This is a genomic window from Sphingobium sp. BYY-5 (assembly GCF_022758885.1).
In the GTDB taxonomy this organism is placed as follows: domain Bacteria; phylum Pseudomonadota; class Alphaproteobacteria; order Sphingomonadales; family Sphingomonadaceae; genus Sphingobium.
This window is the reverse complement of record NZ_JALEBH010000001.1, coordinates 2,022,636-2,038,267: the sequence shown is the minus strand read 5'-3', so window position 1 is coordinate 2,038,267 and position 15,632 is coordinate 2,022,636. Positions and strand designations below refer to the sequence as shown.

The window sequence follows — 15,632 nt, the reverse complement described above, 5'->3', positions numbered from 1 at the left end:
TCGTTCGTCTAGCCGGGCAGGGGGACATGACCACATGCCCCCCATGCATCCTGGTTTCGCCGAAGAGAGGCATGGTTTAACGTCATGGTCGATATCTCCACATTCGCCGCCTTGATCCGTAGAGGCGATCGCACCAACATGCGCGCTGACCACATTGGGCAGAAAGGGGCGCGGTGATGCAGGGCGATATCATGACCTGGCTGGTTCCACTTGTCGCCATGCTCGGCGCGGGCCTCATCGCTGGTTTCGCGGCGGGCATTTTTGGCATCGGCGGCGGCTTCGTCGTCGTGCCAGCTCTGCTGGTGGTGCTGCCGTTGCTGGGGGGCACACATGACGCCATCGCTCACGTCGCCATCGGCACGTCGGCGGCTACCATCATCGTCACCTCGATCCGCTCCCTGCTGGCCCATGCCAAGCGCGGGGCAGTGGAATTTGAGGTGCTCAAGGCGTGGGCGCCCTGGATCGTGCTGGGCTGCGGCGCGGGCGTGCTGCTTGCCGGCCATGTCAACGGCAACACGCTCAAGATGATCTTCGCGACCGGCGTGGCGCTCATGTCTCTGAACTTCCTGCTGCCCAGCATCAACGGCAAGGTTGTCAGCGACACCATGCCGTCAGGCATCGTGCGCATGGGCATCGCCGGCGGCCTAGGGACTTTTTCTTCGCTGCTGGGCATCGGCGGCGGCGTGATCGCGATCATGGTGATGACCTTGTGCGGCCGCACGATCCACCGCGCCATCGCCACCGCCTCCGGCATCGGCACGTTGATCGCCATTCCCACCACGATCGGCTTCGCCATCATCGGCTTCAAGGAAGCCGGTCTGCCCTGGGGATCGCTGGGCTATATCAACGTGCCCGCGACATTGGCGATCGCCTCCATGTCGATGCTGACCGCACCGCTCGGCGTCGCCGCCGCGCACAGCCTGCCGGCCGGACCACTCAAGAAAATCTTCGGCGTTTATCTGATCGTCATCGCCGTCATCATGTTCCGCAACGCGGTCAACGGGTAAAGCGACTATCGTCCCGGCCGGTGCGCCAGTGACCCGCTAACATATTTTGTCACTGGCGGCCTTTCGCATTATCTGCGAGCGGGAGGCATTATGGGGCAGTCCGATCAAATTTCCGTCTTGCTGGTGGAGGATGATGCGGCGGCGCGCGCCAATATCGCCGCCATATTGAGCAGCGCCGGTATGATTGTGGAGCAGGTGGAGGATGGCTCGGCCGGGCTGCACCGCGCCGGCAGTGGCGGATATGATGTCATCATCCTCGATCGCATGTTGCCCTATCTGTCGGGCATCGACGTCGTTACCCGTATGCGCGTCGCCGGGGTCGGCGTGCCCGTTCTGATGCTGTCTGCTCTTGGCCGCAGCGAGCATCGGGTCGAAGGCCTTGAAAGCGGCGTGGATGATTATCTTGCCAAACCCTTCGAACCGGACGAACTGATCGCGCGCGTCCGCGCGCTCTGGCGCCGGGCCAGCCGCCGTCAGCATGAGCCGATGCTGCTGTTCGGCGACTTGGAATGCCATGTGAAGGCGCGCACTGTCTTTCGCCAGGGGCGGCACCTGCCGCTGTCGCCCAAGGAGTTCGAACTGTTCCGCTATCTGATGGATCATGCGGGTGAGGTGGTGACGCGCGAAATGCTGCTGCGCCATGTCTGGAAATTGAGCTTCGATCCCCAGACCAATGTCGTCGACGTCAATGTCGGGCGCCTTCGGCGCAAGCTGGAGGACGGGTTCGACAGTCCGGTACTCGAAACCGTGTGGGGCACGGGCTATCGATTGATCGCCCGAACCGGCTCGGCGGATGTCTAGGACTGGCCTGTTTCACTCGGTTTTTGGCCGGGTCACGCTGTCGGCGCTCCTGGTCAGCCTGCTTTCGACGTTCGCCCTGTTCCTCGTGGTCCGGCAGATCGTGGATGGTGACGGGCGGGCGATGCTGGCGCGGGAGGTCGATACAGACCTTGCCGGCCTTGCCGATATTTATGTCAGTGGCGGGTATGAAGAGCTGCGGGCGCGTATCGCGGATCGGTTCGCCGTCCAGCGGGAAGATGACGAACGTGTCTGGTATCTGTTGGCAGATGCCGACGGACATCCGGTCGCGGGCAATCTCGACCGATGGCCGGCCATCGCGCCCGAAGTGTCGGAGGCGCGCTTCGTTGCGCTCTCGAACGGTGAACGCATGTTCGCGCGGGCGACCCGGCTCGGTCCTGATGCGCGGTTGGTCGTCGGGCGCAGCGACTATCGTGGCCAGGCGCTGTTGGCCCGGCTGGCCGTGGCGTTCGCAACCGCGGGTGCGCTGATCGCGATGCTTAGCCTGGTGGCGGGGCATTTCGCGGCGCGTCGGCTGCGAGCGCGGGTCGAATCCGTGAACGCCACATTCGCAGCGGTCCGGGCCGGCCATATCGCGGCGCGGGCGCCGGGGGCGGGGGACAATGATGAGCTGACCGAACTCGCCGCCAATACAAACACTATGCTGGATCAGGTCGAACGGCTGATCGAAGCGCAGCGCGCCGTGTCGGACCAGACCGCGCATGAGATACGCACGCCGCTCATGCATCTCGACACCCGTATCCTCAAGGCGATGGTGGCCACGGACGACAAGATGCTGCTTCGCACGCTCGACCAGTCGCGTGGGGAAATACGCGAGGTTGTCCGCCTGCTCGATTCGCTGCTGGACATTGCGGGGACACAGGCAATGCGGGGCGATCTGCGAGGCTTGGCTGAAATCAGCCTCAGCGATATCGCCGAAAACCTGGCCGATCTCTATGGCGCGAGCGCGGAGGATCTAGGCATCGGTTTTCATGCTCGTATCACGCCGGGCATCATGTTCCGCGCCGACTCGATGCAGATGATGCGGCTTATGTCCAACCTGCTCGACAATGGCTTCAAATATGTGCCCAGCGGCGGGACCGTATCGCTCGAACTGTCGCCGGGGCCGCGGATCGTCGTGGAGGATGACGGTCCCGGCATACCGCTGACCGACCGGCAACGCATCTTCGAACGCTATGTCCGTCTGGATGGTGCGCCCGACGGCGGCCATGGTCTAGGCCTTTCCCTTGCTTTGGCGATTGCAGAGCGGCATGAGCTGTCGCTGCATGTGGAGGACGCTGCGCCCGGCGCGCGCTTCGTCGTCCAGCCTGAGGATGGACCATGATTAGGCTGTTATTGTCCGGATTGCTTGCTGCCGCCGCCCCGTCAGCCGCCTGGGGGGCAGATATGCGTCCCGACGATCCGATCCTGCGCACCTTGCTGGAAGGCGACGCCGCACAGGCGGGCGGCAATTATGCCGCCTTGCTTGATACGGTTCAGGTGTTGAAAGCGCTGGGCGCCACGCCGGCCGAAGGGCAGGAGGATCTCGCCGCGCTCTGGGCGCGGGAAGCAAGCAACCACGGCGTCGCGCAGGCGACACCCGCTTTCCGGGGGCGAGCCTTGGGGCCGGCGTATCGGCGCGGTTCGCTGGTCCCCGGCGCCAGCCTGACCATGCGACAGCTTTTCCTGGGCGGGCAGCGCGCGCATATATTGGTGGCGCCGGCGGGCGGCGCGACCAGCCTTTCTCTGCGTGTTCAGGGTGCGGATGGCGCGACCCTGTGCGCCAAGCCGGTCGGCGGGCCGCAGGTCGATTGCGCCTGGATGCCGCTCTTCACCGATCGCTACAATATCGTGATCGAAAATGGCGGGGCTGCGCCGGCGAGCTTCTTCATCGTCGTTCGCTAGGACCGATCGACATTCAGGTTAAAGCAGAAGCCTCAGCCTCATTTTCAACGTCATGCCGGACCTGATCCGGCATGACGGCTTGGGAAGCGCCTAAAACTGTGAATGTCGATCCGCCCTAAGGATTGTGGGGATTTAGGATTCCCATTTAGCGGCAACTGTGCTTCCTGGTGCGGATGGATCGTTTTGTACTGACGGACGCCCAGTGGGCGAAGATGGAACCGCATTGTCTTGGCAAGATCACCGATCCCGGACGCAGCGGCAGGAACAATCGACTATTCATGGAGGCGGTGCTGTGGATTGTGCGAACGGGCAGTCCTTGGCGCGACCTGCCCGCCCAGTTCGGCAACTGGAGTACGGCGTTTCGGCGGTTCCGTGATTGGCGCGAAGCGGATGTTTTCAAGCGGATTTTCGATGCTTTGACGGAGGAGCCAGACATGGAATACGCCATGATCGATGCGACCATCGTGAAAGTTCACCGGCACGGTCAAGGTGCAAAAGGGGGACTTCGAGCCAGGCCATTGGCCGCTCCAAAGGCGGCATGACGACCAAGATATTGGCGCTAACCGATGCCTTGGGCAACCTTGTGCGCTTTCGCCTGATGCCGGGCAATCGTTTCGATAGCGTCGGTGTTGCCCCGCTGATCGAAGGCGTCGAGTTTGGGGCGTTGCTTGCCGACAAAGCTTTCGACAGCAACGACATCATTGCCGATCTCAACGAACGCGGTGCCAGGATCGTCATCTCTCAGCATCCACGCCGCGCCATACCTATTCGGCTCGACACTGAAATGTATAAATGGCGACACCTGATCGAAAACTTCTTCTGCAAACTCAAAGAGTTCAAACGTATCGCCATGCGTGCCTGCAAAACAGACCAAAGCTTCTCAGCAATGATCTATCTCGCTGCCGCCGTCATCAATTCACGATGAATCCCCACAACCCTTAGTTTAAAAAGCGGACGTCGTCTGGCGTCGGGGATTCCGTTTGTCTCTTCAGTCCGCGTTCGGATCGCGGAAATTAAGCCGCCGCGTGACGGTATAGTCCAGCACGCCGACAAGCAGATAGCTGATCCCCTGCTTCAGCAAGGTCAGGAACGTCCGGCTGGCAAGATGCTGTTCCAGCGTGATCTGGCGGCTTGCGGCTGCCTCGCCGGTGATAAAATTACGGACCGCCGCGGCAAAGCCCGCATCCTCGATGCGCAGCATTACCTCCAGGTTCAGGAACAGGCTGCGCATGTCGAAATTGGCGGAGCCGATGAAGACGGCATCATCGATGACCAGCAGTTTCATGTGCAGCTTGCAGGGCTGGTATTCGTAAATCTCGACTCCGCGACGAAGCAGGGGGGCGTAGAGCAGCCGTGCGGCGGCGACGGTCGCGCCATTATCGGATTTCGCCGGTAGGATGATGCGCGCGCCCTGGTACAGGGTAGCTCGTGCGATACGTTTCAACATGCCGCGTCCAGGCGAGAAATAAGCGGCGATCATGTCGACGCGCCGGGCATGGTCCAGATCATGTTTGACGACCTGTGCCCATGGGCTCAGCCGCCGGGTCGGGCCGCCGATCAGCCAGCGGAAGGGTTCGGCCGGAGCATGATGCAGCGTCGGATTCCAGTTGCGCACCATTTGGCGCAGCGTCCGGAAGCGTTGCTTCCTGGTCGATACCCAGCGCCAGAGCTGCCCATACCAGCGGGTCATCGCCTGGACCTGATCGCCCTCGACCAGCAGGCCGAGGTCGCGCCAACAATTGTCGGCGGGGATGCCGAAATAGCCGTCTTCGATATTGAAGCCGCCGATAAGCAGGCGCTGGTCATCGGCTATCGCCATCTTCTGATGGTTGCGGATCAGGTATCGGGTGGAGCGCCGCGTGCCAAATCGCCCGAAATGTGCCCCGGCTTCGACCAGCGGCGCAAAAAAGCTGTCGGGCGTGTAGCTGGAACCGAAGCCGTCGACCATGAGCGTCACCGCCACGCCGCGTGCGCGCGCGGCGATCAGCGCATCGCGCACCAGTGTCCCGCTGCCGTCCTGGGCGAAGATATAATAATAGAGTTTGAGGCTGTGGCGCGCATGGTCGATCAATGCGATCAACGCCGTGCGCAACACCGCTCCTTCCGTGATAAGGCGCAGGCGATTGCCCGCCAGCGTGACGCGAATCTCTTCCGCGTCGCCGGACGGGGGGGCGGGCTTGACGGTCGCCATACTACTTCATGCCTTTTTTAGGCGTAGCTTGCCATGGCTTTATGGCCTTTTCATTGACTCAGGCGGATAGCGCTGCTAGGCGCCGGGTTCACGATTTCCATTCGTTGTTTTCAGGAGGCCCCGTTTGGCCCGCGTCACCGTCGAAGATTGCGTCGACAAGGTTACCAACCGTTTTGACCTCGTCCTACTCGCCGCCCAGCGCGCGCGGGAAATTTCTGGTGGCGCCGAGCTGACGCTCGACCGCGACCGCGACAAGAATCCCGTCGTTGCCCTGCGCGAGATTGCGGAAGAAACGGTTCTGCCGGACGATCTGCATGATTCGCTGGTCGTGTCGCTGCAGAAGGTGCAGATCGACGATGACGACACGCCCGATGAGATTGGTTCGATCGCCCAGTCGGCGGAGGCTCTGCGCCTGACCGCTGCTGCGCCGCCGCGCAATCAGAATATCGGCGGCGACTACGACGGCTGATCGCCTGACCAGTTTGGAGAGGGAATGAGGCCCGGCCTGCGCAAGCAGGACCGGGCCTCGCGATTCTCCGGTCAAGAAATGCCGGGAAAGTCAGTTGCTGGATGTGGGATGGCTTGTTGGAAGCCATCCCACACCACGCTCGTCAGCACTTGGAATTGCGGTCGATTGCCCGGCCGGCCAGGGCGCCTGCGCCTGCGCCGATGATGGTGCCCGGCGCCCGGTCGCCATGGGTATCGACCGCCCGACCCAGCAATGCGCCCGCGACGCCGCCCACCAGCAGGCCGGTGGTGCCGCCCGACTTGCGGCAGCGATAACGACGATCGTCGCGATAACCGCGCCGGTCGGCATAATAGCCATCGCGGCGGTCATGGTCGCGATAATGGCGGTCGCGGCTCCAGCGACGATCACCGTCACGGGCATAGGACACCGACGGCACGATAGCCGACAGGGTGGCGGCAGCCAGCACGGTGGCCAGTATGGTTTTGCGGATGTTCATGATTTTCTCCTCCAGACCTGAAATTCTTGATTACAGGCGGAGATATGGCATCGCTTCCTTGTTCCGATCCTGAACCGAGCTGTTATCCGCCGTTCAGATTGCACTCTGCTCAAGATGGAAGATTCCGCTAAAAGGTGCGGAGCCTTACGGAATTGCCGTCCCGATCTCCGGCAAGGCCCAGTCGATCGCGCCGCGTCCCTTGGCCTCCAGAAAGGCGTTGGCCTTGGAAAAGGGGCGAGAGCCGAGAAAACCATTATGCGCCGACAGGGGGGAGGGGTGCGCCGACTTGATGACCAGATGGCGGTTCTGGTCGACAAAGCTCGCTTTGCGCTGGGCATAGGCGCCCCAGAGGAGGAACACGACCGGTTCCTCCTTCTGCGCGACGAGGCGCACGATCGCGTCGGTGAATAATTCCCAGCCCTTGCCCTGATGCGATGCGGCGCGGCCCATCTCCACCGTCAGTACGCTGTTGAGCAGCAACACCCCCTGTTTCGCCCAATGCTCCAGAAAGCCGTGACGCGCCGGCGTGATGCCCAGGTCCGCCTGCATCTCCTTGTAGATATTGACCAGAGAGGGCGGGGTGCGCACGCCGGGCTGGACCGAAAAGCACAGTCCATGCGCCTGACCTTCGCCATGATAGGGGTCTTGCCCCAATATCACTACCTTTGCCTGGTCGAGCGGGGTGAGGTCTAGCGCGCGGAAATATTCGCTGCCCTTGGGGAAGATGCGCTTCCCCGCAGCTTTCTCCGTCTGCAGGAAGGTCTTGAGCGCCTGCATGTGCGGGGCGGCGAATTGCTCGGCCAGCGGCGTACGCCAGCTTTCGTGCAGTTTGATCGTGTCGCTCATGGTCGGTGGTGATGGTCCGCGCGGGCGTGCGCGTCAACCATCGAGCGTCGGTGGCAAGGGGCTTGTCATGGCCGCCTTGTTGGGCGAGGAGGCTGCCATGTCGCAATTGCCCCGTATCTCCGCCTGTTTGTTCGCCCTTGGCCTGTTCTTCGCGCCGCTGCCCAGCGCCGACGCCTTCGGCCCGCCGCCCAAGCCGCTGGTCGAGCAGACGGCGCAGGCCAAGTTGCTGGCGGAATTTGAGCGTTTTGCCGCGCTTTCTGACGGTACGGTCGGGATTGCCGTGCGCGACTTGCAGACCGGTGAGACCCAGAGCTTCCATGGCGACACGCTATTCCCGATGGCGAGCGCCTATAAGGTCGCGGTCGCCGGCAGGATTTTCGCGCTGATCGATGCCGGCGAAGTGCGGCTGGACGATCAACTGGCGCTCGACCCCGCGCTGGCGAGCGAGGGCGGCATCGTCTGGATGTTCTCGCGTCCCGGCGCGACGCTCTCGGTCGAAAAGCTGCTCGAACTGATGCTTCAGAAGAGCGACAACAATGCGACCGACGTGCTGGTCGCGCGTGCTGGCGGACCAGCGGCAATCACTCGATTCGTGGCGAAGCTGGGCGTCACCGGCCTGCGGGTCGACAGCGACACCGCGCATCTCCTCTATCGCGCCATGGGTATCAGTCCCCTGTCGGGCAGCTTTCGCCAGAATGCCGATGCCGCGCGCCGCGCCGACCCTCAGATTGGCGTGCGGGACATGCGCGATCTACCCAATCCGGCCTTCATCATGGATCCGCGCGATACGTCCACGCCCTCGGCGATGCTCGATCTTATCACCGCCTATGAATCGGGCCGTGCGCTAAAGCCTGACAGCACCCAGCGTCTTTTCACCATCATGGCGCATTGTCAGACGGGGAAGGCCAGGATTGCGGGCATGTTGCCGTCCGGCACGGCGGTCGCGCACAAAACCGGCTCCTTGAACGGCATCGGGAATGACGTGGGCGTAGTGCGCCTGCCCGATGGGCGCAGGTTCGCCGTTGTCGTCTTCGTGATGAAGGATAGCAAGGGTCATGTCGCGCGCGACCGGGTCATCGCGGAGGCGGCACGGGCCGCCTATGACTATTTCCTCTACGCTCCCGAAAGGGCGCACGGTCTGACGCATAAGAGTTAACGGGTTTCGGGGGTATCGCTACGCTGGCGGCCGGAGAGGATGGCCATGACCGGCATCAGGCGCTTTGGCGATTTCTGGCCCTATTATCTGCAACAACATGCGCGTCCCGGTACGCGCGCGCTTCATTATGCGGGCACCAGTCTGGTCATCATACTGGCGATTGCGACGCCGCTGACCGGCCGCTGGTGGATGGTGGTGGCGCTGCCGCTGGCGGGCTATGGCTTTGCCTGGGTGGGCCATAGTCTGGTGGAGCGCAATCGCCCCGCGACCTTTCGGCATCCGCTCTGGTCGCTTCGGGCCGATTTCATGATGTGGCACCGTTTCCTGACCGGTGGGATAAAGCGCGACCTTGCCAGGGCGGGCGTCAATCCTGACGGAACCGTCGATCCCGCGCGACGGATTGTCGCCTGAACAGCGGGATGGGGAGAGGGCGTATGCAGATGCGCCGCTTGACCCGGCGTGCTCCTCTGCCACAAGGGGCGCGATGGCTCTCACAGCGACCTTCTCCCGGCCTGATCGGGCGGCTCTCGCTCCGCGCTGGCGGGCGCTGGAGGCGCGATCGGATGGCTCCTTCTTCCTGGGCTGGACCTGGCTGGATGCCTGGCTCGACAATTACGCCATCCAGCCTGAATTGCTGGCAGTCACGGACGGGGAAGGGCGGGATGTAGCGCTGGCGCTGGTCGGCCATGCCATGCGGCGACGTCTGCTGGGACCGGTCGCGACGCTCAGCCTGAACCAGATGGGCGATCGGGCCGTTGATCGCCCCTATGTCGAATATAATGGCTTGCTGGCAGAAACGGACCGCCAAATAGAGGCGTCCGTTGCTGCCATCGACGCGCTGGCGCGCCGGCCCGACTGGCGCGTGCTGCGGCTGAGCGGCATCGCGCCGGGCGCGCCGTTGCTGGATCTGCCTGGGCGTCGCCATAGCTGCATCGACGCCTCCCCGGTTTATCAGGTCGATCTTGATGCCGTGCGCGCCGCCGATGGCGATTATCTGTCGCTGCTCAGCGCCAATAGCCGCAGCCAGATTCGGCGTGCCATCAAGGACCGGGGTGGCGTGCTGCCCGAAGTCACGACCGGGACGCCGATGAACATCGCTCCCTGGATCGAGGAGATGGCCGCGCTCAACAGGGGGCGGCACGCCGACAATGCCTGGGATGATGCCGGTTTCCGAAGGTTCGTCGCTACCCTTGCGGCGCGCGGCCTGCCTGGCGGGCAGATCGAGCTGCTGCGCTTCACCGATGGGGGGGAAGTGGTCGGCCTGCTCGTCAATTTCGTGCATCGTGGCGTGGCGATGAACTATCAATCAGCCTTTACCGAACCGCGCGGGACCAAGGATAAGCCGGGCCTGCTCTGCCATGCGGCGGCAGTCGACCGCTATGCCGGACGGGGCCTCAGACGCTATTCCTTCCTGGCGGGTAAGGATCGCTACAAACAGAGCCTTGCCACCTGCGAAGAACGGCTGGAATGGTGGGTGATCGAGCGTTTCACACCCCGGCTGGAGGCGGAGGCGCTGCTGCGCCGGCTGTTCAGGCGCCCAGCTTCCGCATGATGCGATAGGCGAAACGGCGCAGGCTTTGTTTTTCCGGTTGCGCACGGACCGTGCCGACCGGCAGGCCGCGCCGACGCAACAGCGCGTTGAAGCTGTGAAGCTCCCCTTCCGCCACCGATCGTTCGGACCGCCAGGTTACGGACAGGCTCACCGACACCGCCGGACCATTTTCCACGAAGTGCGGCGCTTTAACCGGCACATGGACGGCCTCACCCGGCGTGAGCGGGAAGGGCGCGCCGCGCGCCTTGAACCCATCCCGCCACACCAGGTTGCGATGCCCGCCATTGTGGAAATCTTCGCTCTTCTGCGCGGGAACCAGTTGTTCGTCGCGGGCGGGAAAGACGGTCATGGATTTGGTCCCCATGATCTGAAGCAGGATATTATGCTCCGGGTCCATGTGGAAGGGCGTGACGCTGTTGGGGGACGAAAGGAAGATGAAGGCCTCCCGATGCAGCATCGGTCCAGTCTGTTCGACGACGATCGATTCCAACTCTGCCAACACGGCGTCGAGCAACGCGGCATAGGCGGGATCACGCTCAACATTCTTGAGTACCGCCCAACTGCCGTTGGTCTCGATCGTGCGGATCGTCTCGCCCAGGGTCAATCCGTTGGACGGCGTATCCTCCGGTTGCACACCCAATGGCAGCTTGCCCAGATTATATTCGACCGAGGATGCCGGCATCCGCTCCGCCAACTGCGCCAGTGCGTCCAGATGCAACAGCACATGGCCGACCAGCCCGTGGGTCAGTCTGGCTGGCTGGTCGGGATAGGCTGCGGCAAAGGCATCGCGTGCGCTATCGGGGAAGGTGGCCACCTGATCGGCCGCGATGGAATGGGCGGTCATCCCTGTCCTTTCAGAAAGCCGGCAAGCGTCTCGACGCCATTGGCAAAGGCGAAAGCGGCGCTGCGTTGCAAGCGGGCCATGCCTTTGCCACGCAGCGCGATGCGATATTGCACGATGGTGCGGCGCTCGGCCCACAGGCTGTCGATCATCGGATGATCGACGGCGGCGCAACTGTCCATCCAGCCGATGGTTGGATCGCCTTGTACGGCGTGCAGGTTGGCGATCTCGATCAGCACGCCGGGAGAAAAGCGGCCCAGTTCCTCGTCGATGGCGATCTTGAAGGAAAAGGCGCCGTCGCCGTGGCGGAAATTGACCAGCATGGCGATCGCCCGTCCGTCCAGGTCGATCCGCAGCATGTGCAATCGCCCCGCATCGCAGGCGGCGGCGCAGGCAGCGCGGAAAAAGGCGGTGTCGGCGGGCTTGCAGGCGATCGCCGTGCCTTCCCGGCCTTTCCATCCGGAGGCTTCGAGAGTCATGAAATCGCTACACCATACGGCAAGCTCGGCCGGATCGGTCAGCAGCCGTTGCTCGACTGCGCCCAAGTCGGCCAATCGCTTCTGCAATCTCCGCAATTCCTTGCGCTTCTTGGACCGGACCTGCGTTTCCCAATAGGCGTCGGCATCCAGGTCCGATCGCAGCATCGCGCGGTCGTAGCGATGAATCTCACGCCAGCCGCGTCGTTGCTCGACGCATAGCGCCTCAATCGCGGCGGCATTGGCGCCGGCCGCGTCGATCCCCTGCAGATGCAGGAAGCCGCGCGCCCAGGGGGCCGCGTCAATCTGGGCCATGAAGCTGTGCCATGCTGCCAGTTCCTGCCCCTGGCGGACGATAGGCGCGCCAAAGAAGCAGTGATCGTGCATCCAGTTGGAAACACAGTTGAATGGTATCCGGCCATGGCGGTGTCGTACGACCATTGGCAGCAGGCCGATCAGCCCATTGTCGCTTTGCGCCTCGATTAGCCGTACCGTGCCATCGGCGGCGAGATGATCGAGCGCCGCGCCCAGCATGTCGGGCGCGTAGAAGGCATTAGCCTCCGCCGCTTCCTGCGCCAGCGTGGACCAGCGCGCCGGCGCATCGGTCGAGGGCGGATATGGATGGGCAGCCATGTCCATATCCTCTCCTTAGGCCGGAAAGATTAGGGAAAGCCTAAGCGGACCAGCCCTGATGCCTACCGGTCCGGCGGTAATGCCAACACAGGGGTTTACATCCGCCATCGGTTCGGCAGAGACGAGGCACTGCATCCTGAGGAGAAGAAGCATGACGATTCTGGTCACTGGCGCTGCAGGCTTCATCGGTATGCATGTCGCCGATCGGCTGATGGCGCAGGGCCATGCGGTTGTCGGCATCGACAATATCAACGACTATTATCCCGTGTCGCTCAAGCGCGCCCGGCTGGATGCACTGCACCAGTCCCATGGCAAGCTCTTCACCTTCTATGAGCTGGATTTTGCTGACATGGATGCGGTCCAGAATGCGCTGCACGATCAGGTGATCGAAGCGATCGTCCATCTGGGTGCGCAGGCGGGCGTCCGTTACTCGCTCATCAACCCGCACGCCTATGTCCGCTCCAACCTGGCGGGTCATGTGAACATGCTCGAACTGGCGCGTGAGCGCCGCGTGCGGCATCTGGTCTACGCCTCCTCCTCCTCGGTCTATGGCGGCAATGACAGCCTCCCCTTCCGGGTCGAGGACCGGGCCGATCATCCCGTCTCGCTTTATGCAGCGACCAAGCGCGCCGACGAGCTGATGAGCGAAACCTATGCCCATCTTTTCCGCATACCCATGACCGGTTTGCGCTTCTTCACAGTCTATGGCCCCTGGGGCCGGCCCGACATGGCGATGTGGATCTTTACCTCCAAGATCCTGGCGGGCGAGCCGATCCCGGTCTTCAACCATGGTCGGATGCAACGCGATTTCACCTATATCGACGATATCGTGACGGGCATATTGGGTTGCCTGGACCATCCGCCTGCCGACGACGGCGCGGTCAAGGCGGGCGGCAGCCGCGCGCCGCACCGCTTGTACAATATCGGCAACAACCGGCCGGAGGAATTGATGCACCTGATCGCCGTGCTGGAGGATGCGATCGATCGCAAGGCCGAGATTGATTTCCAGCCGATGCAGCCTGGCGATGTCCATGCGACTTTCGCCGATATCAGCGCCATTGCCCAGGATATCGGCTTTGCGCCCACGACCGCCATCGAGTCGGGCGTGCCGCGATTCGTCGACTGGTATCGGGACTATCACCGCTAATGCGAAGGCGCGCATGGCTGAGTGGCAAAAAGGATGCGCGGTTTATCGTCCCATAAAGTCATCTTGGCTTGTTTCATGGCCGATGCTTCCGTGGATTTTGCCAAAGATTTCTTTCGCATCTGCAAAGTAGATTGCCATAAGTGCCTGAAACAGCGTAGACGGTCACTCTGCGCCGGACGTGTTTCGGCAAGGGGTCGCGAAACGAAGGTAGACTTCCACGCCGAATTCGGCGGTTGGTCGCCGTCCGTGGCTGTGAGTGGTTGCTTGCAGGCTTGGGCGGAAAAAAGGGCAAGCGCGTGTCAACATCAGCATCTAAGATTGTACCATTCGGTTCCGGCGGACATATTGTTGAGACGGCTTGTCGAAGTTTATCGATCGCGGCCAGCGGGTTGCAAGCGTTAGAGGCTTGCTTCAACGAACGGGATTTCGCCGCCACATTTCTCCGCCTCGTGGGTATGCTCATGAATGTCCGTGGTCGCGTGATCGTGACCGGGATCGGCAAGAGCGGGATCGTCGCACGGAAGATGACGGCGACGCTTACCTCCACCGGCACGCCGGCAATCTTCCTGCATCCCGCCGATGCCGGTCATGGCGATCTTGGCATGGTGACGCGAGACGACGTGGTGCTGATGTTGTCTCATTCAGGGGAGTCGACCGAACTCGGTCCGATCATCCAATATTGCAAGCGTTTCGCTATCCCGTTGCTGGCAATGACCGCTCAGCCGCATAGCACGGTTGCTATGGCAGCCGACATCTGTGTCCTGATGCCTGACGTGCAGGAGGCTTGTCCCAATGCCCTTGCGCCAACGACTTCGACGACGGTGCAGATGGCCTTCGGCGATGCCCTGGCCATTTCATTGATGGAAATGCGTGGGTTTTCCGCCGATGACTTCCATAAATTTCATCCCAATGGCCGGCTGGGCGCACAATTGCTGAAGGTCCGCGAATTGATGGCGACCGGCGAGAATGTGCCGACGGTCCGCGAAGATGCGACGCTGCTGGACGCCACGATCGAAATGACGCGGGGCCGCCTGGGCGGAACGGCGATCGTCGATCGTAGTGGTTCTTTGATCGGCGCCTTTACTGATGGGGATTTGCGCCGAACCGTGACGGGCAAGCAGAATCTGACCGAATCGGTCGGGCGCTTCATGACCACCACGCCGCAGTCCGTCACCCCGGATGAACTGGCGACAGAGGCGCTGCATTTGATGCAGGAGCGCAATATCATGCTGCTCTTCGTATGCGAAAATGGTCGGTTGAGGGGCGCGCTTCATATGCATGACCTGCTGCACGCCGGGATTGCCTGAACCATCTCGTCGTCATTCCCGCGCGCGCCGGCTCGACCCGTCTGCCGCGCAAGCCATTGCGGCTGATCGCCGGGCGCACGTTGCTGCACCGCACGATCGCGATGGCGCGCGCGGCCATCGCCGGTCGCTCCAACATCACGCTGATCGTTGCCACCGACGATGCAGAAATCGCTGACCATGCGCAGGCCGTCGGATGCCACGCGGTGATGACCGACAGCGCCATCGCTACCGGATCGGGTCGCGCCCTCGCCGCCGCATTGGCCATGTCCACAACACCGCAGTTCGTCGTCAACCTCCAGGGGGATTCGCCTTTCCAGCCGGAAGGGGCGCTTGGCGCGGTGATCGCGGCGCTGGAGCAGGGGGCCGAAGTCGCCACGCCGGTGATTGCGCTCGACTGGCCGGCGCTCGGTGCCCTGCGCGATCATAAGATGCGTTCGCCCTTCAGCGGCACCACCTGCGCGCGCGCGTCGGATGGGCAGGCGCTCTGGTTTTCCAAGGCGATCATTCCGGCGATCCGCAATGAGGACAAGCTGCGCGCCAGCCATCCGGTTTCGCCGGTCTGGCGCCATGTCGGCCTCTATGGCTATGCGCTGGATGCGTTGCGCCGGTTTGAAGCCTGTGCGCCGACCGCGCTCGAAACAGTTGAAGGGCTGGAGCAACTGCGCCTGCTGGAACTGGGTATTCCCGTCATGACCGTCGCGGTCGATCCACCCCGCTTCGACAGTTCGGGGATCGACACCGAAGCGGACATCATCCGCGTCGAGCGGTTGATCGCCGAACATGGCGATCCCACGCCCTCGCTCTGATC

At 62.7% G+C, this 15,632-nt stretch carries 17 protein-coding genes; 12 read left to right on the top strand and 5 right to left on the bottom strand.

Annotated elements, in window-relative coordinates:
• Window positions 1-176: 176 nt before the first annotated feature.
• The 5 genes from MOK15_RS09750 to MOK15_RS09730 all read left to right on the top strand — a co-directional run bounded on the left by MOK15_RS09750 (window position 177) and on the right by MOK15_RS09730 (window position 4,635).
• On the top strand, window positions 177-1,007 hold the full coding sequence (locus MOK15_RS09750) for a sulfite exporter TauE/SafE family protein (protein WP_242931432.1): 831 nt from the start codon (window positions 177-179) through the stop codon (window positions 1,005-1,007).
• 90 nt (window positions 1,008-1,097) lie between these two features.
• Entirely contained in the window at window positions 1,098-1,808 is a 711-nt protein-coding gene (locus MOK15_RS09745) for a response regulator transcription factor (protein ID WP_242931431.1), read from the top strand.
• Window positions 1,801-3,150, top strand: a complete 1,350-nt coding sequence (locus MOK15_RS09740) for a HAMP domain-containing sensor histidine kinase (RefSeq protein WP_242931430.1) — start codon at window positions 1,801-1,803, stop codon at window positions 3,148-3,150. The genes MOK15_RS09745 and MOK15_RS09740 overlap by 8 nt, the downstream gene beginning before the upstream one ends.
• Window positions 3,147-3,710 carry a hypothetical protein gene (locus MOK15_RS09735; protein WP_242931429.1) on the top strand — a complete coding sequence of 188 codons (564 nt, stop codon included), beginning with the start codon at window positions 3,147-3,149 and terminating at the stop codon, window positions 3,708-3,710. The genes MOK15_RS09740 and MOK15_RS09735 overlap by 4 nt, the downstream gene beginning before the upstream one ends.
• A gap of 173 nt (window positions 3,711-3,883) precedes the next feature.
• Window positions 3,884-4,635, top strand: a protein-coding gene (locus tag MOK15_RS09730) for an IS5 family transposase (RefSeq protein ID WP_242930478.1) whose coding sequence is annotated in 2 segments (ribosomal slippage) — window positions 3,884-4,214 and window positions 4,214-4,635 — 753 coding nt in all. Because the reading frame shifts where the segments join, the coding sequence is not laid out codon by codon here.
• A 63-nt stretch (window positions 4,636-4,698) separates the two neighbouring features.
• On the opposite strand, the gene MOK15_RS09725 is transcribed toward MOK15_RS09730, so the two are convergent.
• Window positions 4,699-5,901, bottom strand: coding sequence for a phosphatidylserine/phosphatidylglycerophosphate/cardiolipin synthase family protein (locus tag MOK15_RS09725; RefSeq protein ID WP_242931428.1), 1,203 nt, complete (start codon window positions 5,899-5,901; stop codon window positions 4,699-4,701).
• A 124-nt stretch (window positions 5,902-6,025) separates the two neighbouring features.
• On the opposite strand from MOK15_RS09725, the gene rpoZ reads away from it, so the two are divergent.
• Window positions 6,026-6,370 (top strand): DNA-directed RNA polymerase subunit omega, encoded by a 345-nt coding sequence (gene rpoZ / locus MOK15_RS09720; RefSeq protein WP_242931427.1) that lies wholly within the window; start codon window positions 6,026-6,028, stop codon window positions 6,368-6,370.
• A 142-nt stretch (window positions 6,371-6,512) separates the two neighbouring features.
• Here the strand turns inward: rpoZ and MOK15_RS09715 are convergent, their stop codons facing one another.
• Both MOK15_RS09715 and ung read right to left on the bottom strand, forming a co-directional pair.
• On the bottom strand, window positions 6,513-6,866 hold the full coding sequence (locus MOK15_RS09715) for a glycine zipper domain-containing protein (RefSeq protein ID WP_242931426.1): 354 nt from the start codon (window positions 6,864-6,866) through the stop codon (window positions 6,513-6,515).
• 144 nt (window positions 6,867-7,010) lie between these two features.
• Complete coding sequence (gene ung / locus MOK15_RS09710; RefSeq protein WP_242931425.1) at window positions 7,011-7,712, bottom strand: uracil-DNA glycosylase; 702 nt, start codon at window positions 7,710-7,712, stop codon at window positions 7,011-7,013.
• Between the two features lie 97 nt (window positions 7,713-7,809).
• Between ung and bla the strand changes: the two genes are divergently transcribed.
• From bla to MOK15_RS09695, 3 genes are all read left to right on the top strand, one after another.
• The gene (gene bla / locus MOK15_RS09705; RefSeq protein ID WP_242932708.1) at window positions 7,810-8,868 is read left to right on the top strand and encodes a class A beta-lactamase; all 1,059 of its coding nucleotides are present in this window, start codon (window positions 7,810-7,812) and stop codon (window positions 8,866-8,868) included.
• Between the two features lie 45 nt (window positions 8,869-8,913).
• The gene (locus MOK15_RS09700; protein ID WP_242931424.1) at window positions 8,914-9,279 is read left to right on the top strand and encodes a DUF962 domain-containing protein; all 366 of its coding nucleotides are present in this window, start codon (window positions 8,914-8,916) and stop codon (window positions 9,277-9,279) included.
• A 73-nt stretch (window positions 9,280-9,352) separates the two neighbouring features.
• Window positions 9,353-10,420 (top strand): GNAT family N-acetyltransferase, encoded by a 1,068-nt coding sequence (locus MOK15_RS09695; RefSeq protein WP_242931423.1) that lies wholly within the window; start codon window positions 9,353-9,355, stop codon window positions 10,418-10,420.
• Here MOK15_RS09695 and MOK15_RS09690 read toward each other — a convergent pair.
• Window positions 10,398-11,264, bottom strand: coding sequence for a cupin-like domain-containing protein (locus MOK15_RS09690; RefSeq protein ID WP_242931422.1), 867 nt, complete (start codon window positions 11,262-11,264; stop codon window positions 10,398-10,400). The two genes, MOK15_RS09695 and MOK15_RS09690, sit on opposite strands and share 23 nt — an antisense overlap.
• On the bottom strand, window positions 11,261-12,376 hold the full coding sequence (locus MOK15_RS09685) for a GNAT family N-acetyltransferase (protein ID WP_242931421.1): 1,116 nt from the start codon (window positions 12,374-12,376) through the stop codon (window positions 11,261-11,263). Before MOK15_RS09685 ends, MOK15_RS09690 begins: the two co-directional genes overlap by 4 nt.
• A 145-nt stretch (window positions 12,377-12,521) precedes the next feature.
• On the opposite strand from MOK15_RS09685, the gene MOK15_RS09680 reads away from it, so the two are divergent.
• The 3 genes from MOK15_RS09680 (at window position 12,522) to kdsB (ending at window position 15,630) form a co-directional block, all read left to right on the top strand.
• Window positions 12,522-13,517, top strand: coding sequence for an NAD-dependent epimerase/dehydratase family protein (locus tag MOK15_RS09680; RefSeq protein ID WP_242931420.1), 996 nt, complete (start codon window positions 12,522-12,524; stop codon window positions 13,515-13,517).
• 296 nt (window positions 13,518-13,813) lie between these two features.
• Window positions 13,814-14,824: a KpsF/GutQ family sugar-phosphate isomerase gene (locus MOK15_RS09675; protein ID WP_242932707.1), complete on the top strand. Its 1,011-nt coding sequence runs from the start codon at window positions 13,814-13,816 to the stop codon at window positions 14,822-14,824.
• Entirely contained in the window at window positions 14,821-15,630 is an 810-nt protein-coding gene (gene kdsB / locus MOK15_RS09670; RefSeq protein ID WP_278254244.1) for a 3-deoxy-manno-octulosonate cytidylyltransferase, read from the top strand. The genes MOK15_RS09675 and kdsB overlap by 4 nt, the downstream gene beginning before the upstream one ends.
• Window positions 15,631-15,632: the final 2 nt, after the last annotated feature.

What these genes read in the sequence shown, in the direction of transcription:
- MOK15_RS09740 (WP_242931430.1), top strand. Translation starts at nt 1,801, where the DNA reads ATGTCTAGGACTGGCCTGTTTCACTCGGTTTTTGGCCGGGTCACGCTG.
- MOK15_RS09680 (WP_242931420.1), top strand. Translation starts at nt 12,522, where the DNA reads ATGACGATTCTGGTCACTGGCGCTGCAGGCTTCATCGGTATGCATGTC.
- MOK15_RS09690 (WP_242931422.1), bottom strand. Translation starts at nt 11,264, where the DNA reads ATGACCGCCCATTCCATCGCGGCCGATCAGGTGGCCACCTTCCCCGAT.
- MOK15_RS09695 (WP_242931423.1), top strand. Translation starts at nt 9,353, where the DNA reads ATGGCTCTCACAGCGACCTTCTCCCGGCCTGATCGGGCGGCTCTCGCT.
- MOK15_RS09700 (WP_242931424.1), top strand. Translation starts at nt 8,914, where the DNA reads ATGACCGGCATCAGGCGCTTTGGCGATTTCTGGCCCTATTATCTGCAA.
- bla (WP_242932708.1), top strand. Translation starts at nt 7,810, where the DNA reads ATGTCGCAATTGCCCCGTATCTCCGCCTGTTTGTTCGCCCTTGGCCTG.
- ung (WP_242931425.1), bottom strand. Translation starts at nt 7,712, where the DNA reads ATGAGCGACACGATCAAACTGCACGAAAGCTGGCGTACGCCGCTGGCC.
- MOK15_RS09685 (WP_242931421.1), bottom strand. Translation starts at nt 12,376, where the DNA reads ATGGACATGGCTGCCCATCCATATCCGCCCTCGACCGATGCGCCGGCG.
- MOK15_RS09715 (WP_242931426.1), bottom strand. Translation starts at nt 6,866, where the DNA reads ATGAACATCCGCAAAACCATACTGGCCACCGTGCTGGCTGCCGCCACC.
- MOK15_RS09735 (WP_242931429.1), top strand. Translation starts at nt 3,147, where the DNA reads ATGATTAGGCTGTTATTGTCCGGATTGCTTGCTGCCGCCGCCCCGTCA.
- MOK15_RS09750 (WP_242931432.1), top strand. Translation starts at nt 177, where the DNA reads ATGCAGGGCGATATCATGACCTGGCTGGTTCCACTTGTCGCCATGCTC.
- MOK15_RS09745 (WP_242931431.1), top strand. Translation starts at nt 1,098, where the DNA reads ATGGGGCAGTCCGATCAAATTTCCGTCTTGCTGGTGGAGGATGATGCG.
- MOK15_RS09725 (WP_242931428.1), bottom strand. Translation starts at nt 5,901, where the DNA reads ATGGCGACCGTCAAGCCCGCCCCCCCGTCCGGCGACGCGGAAGAGATT.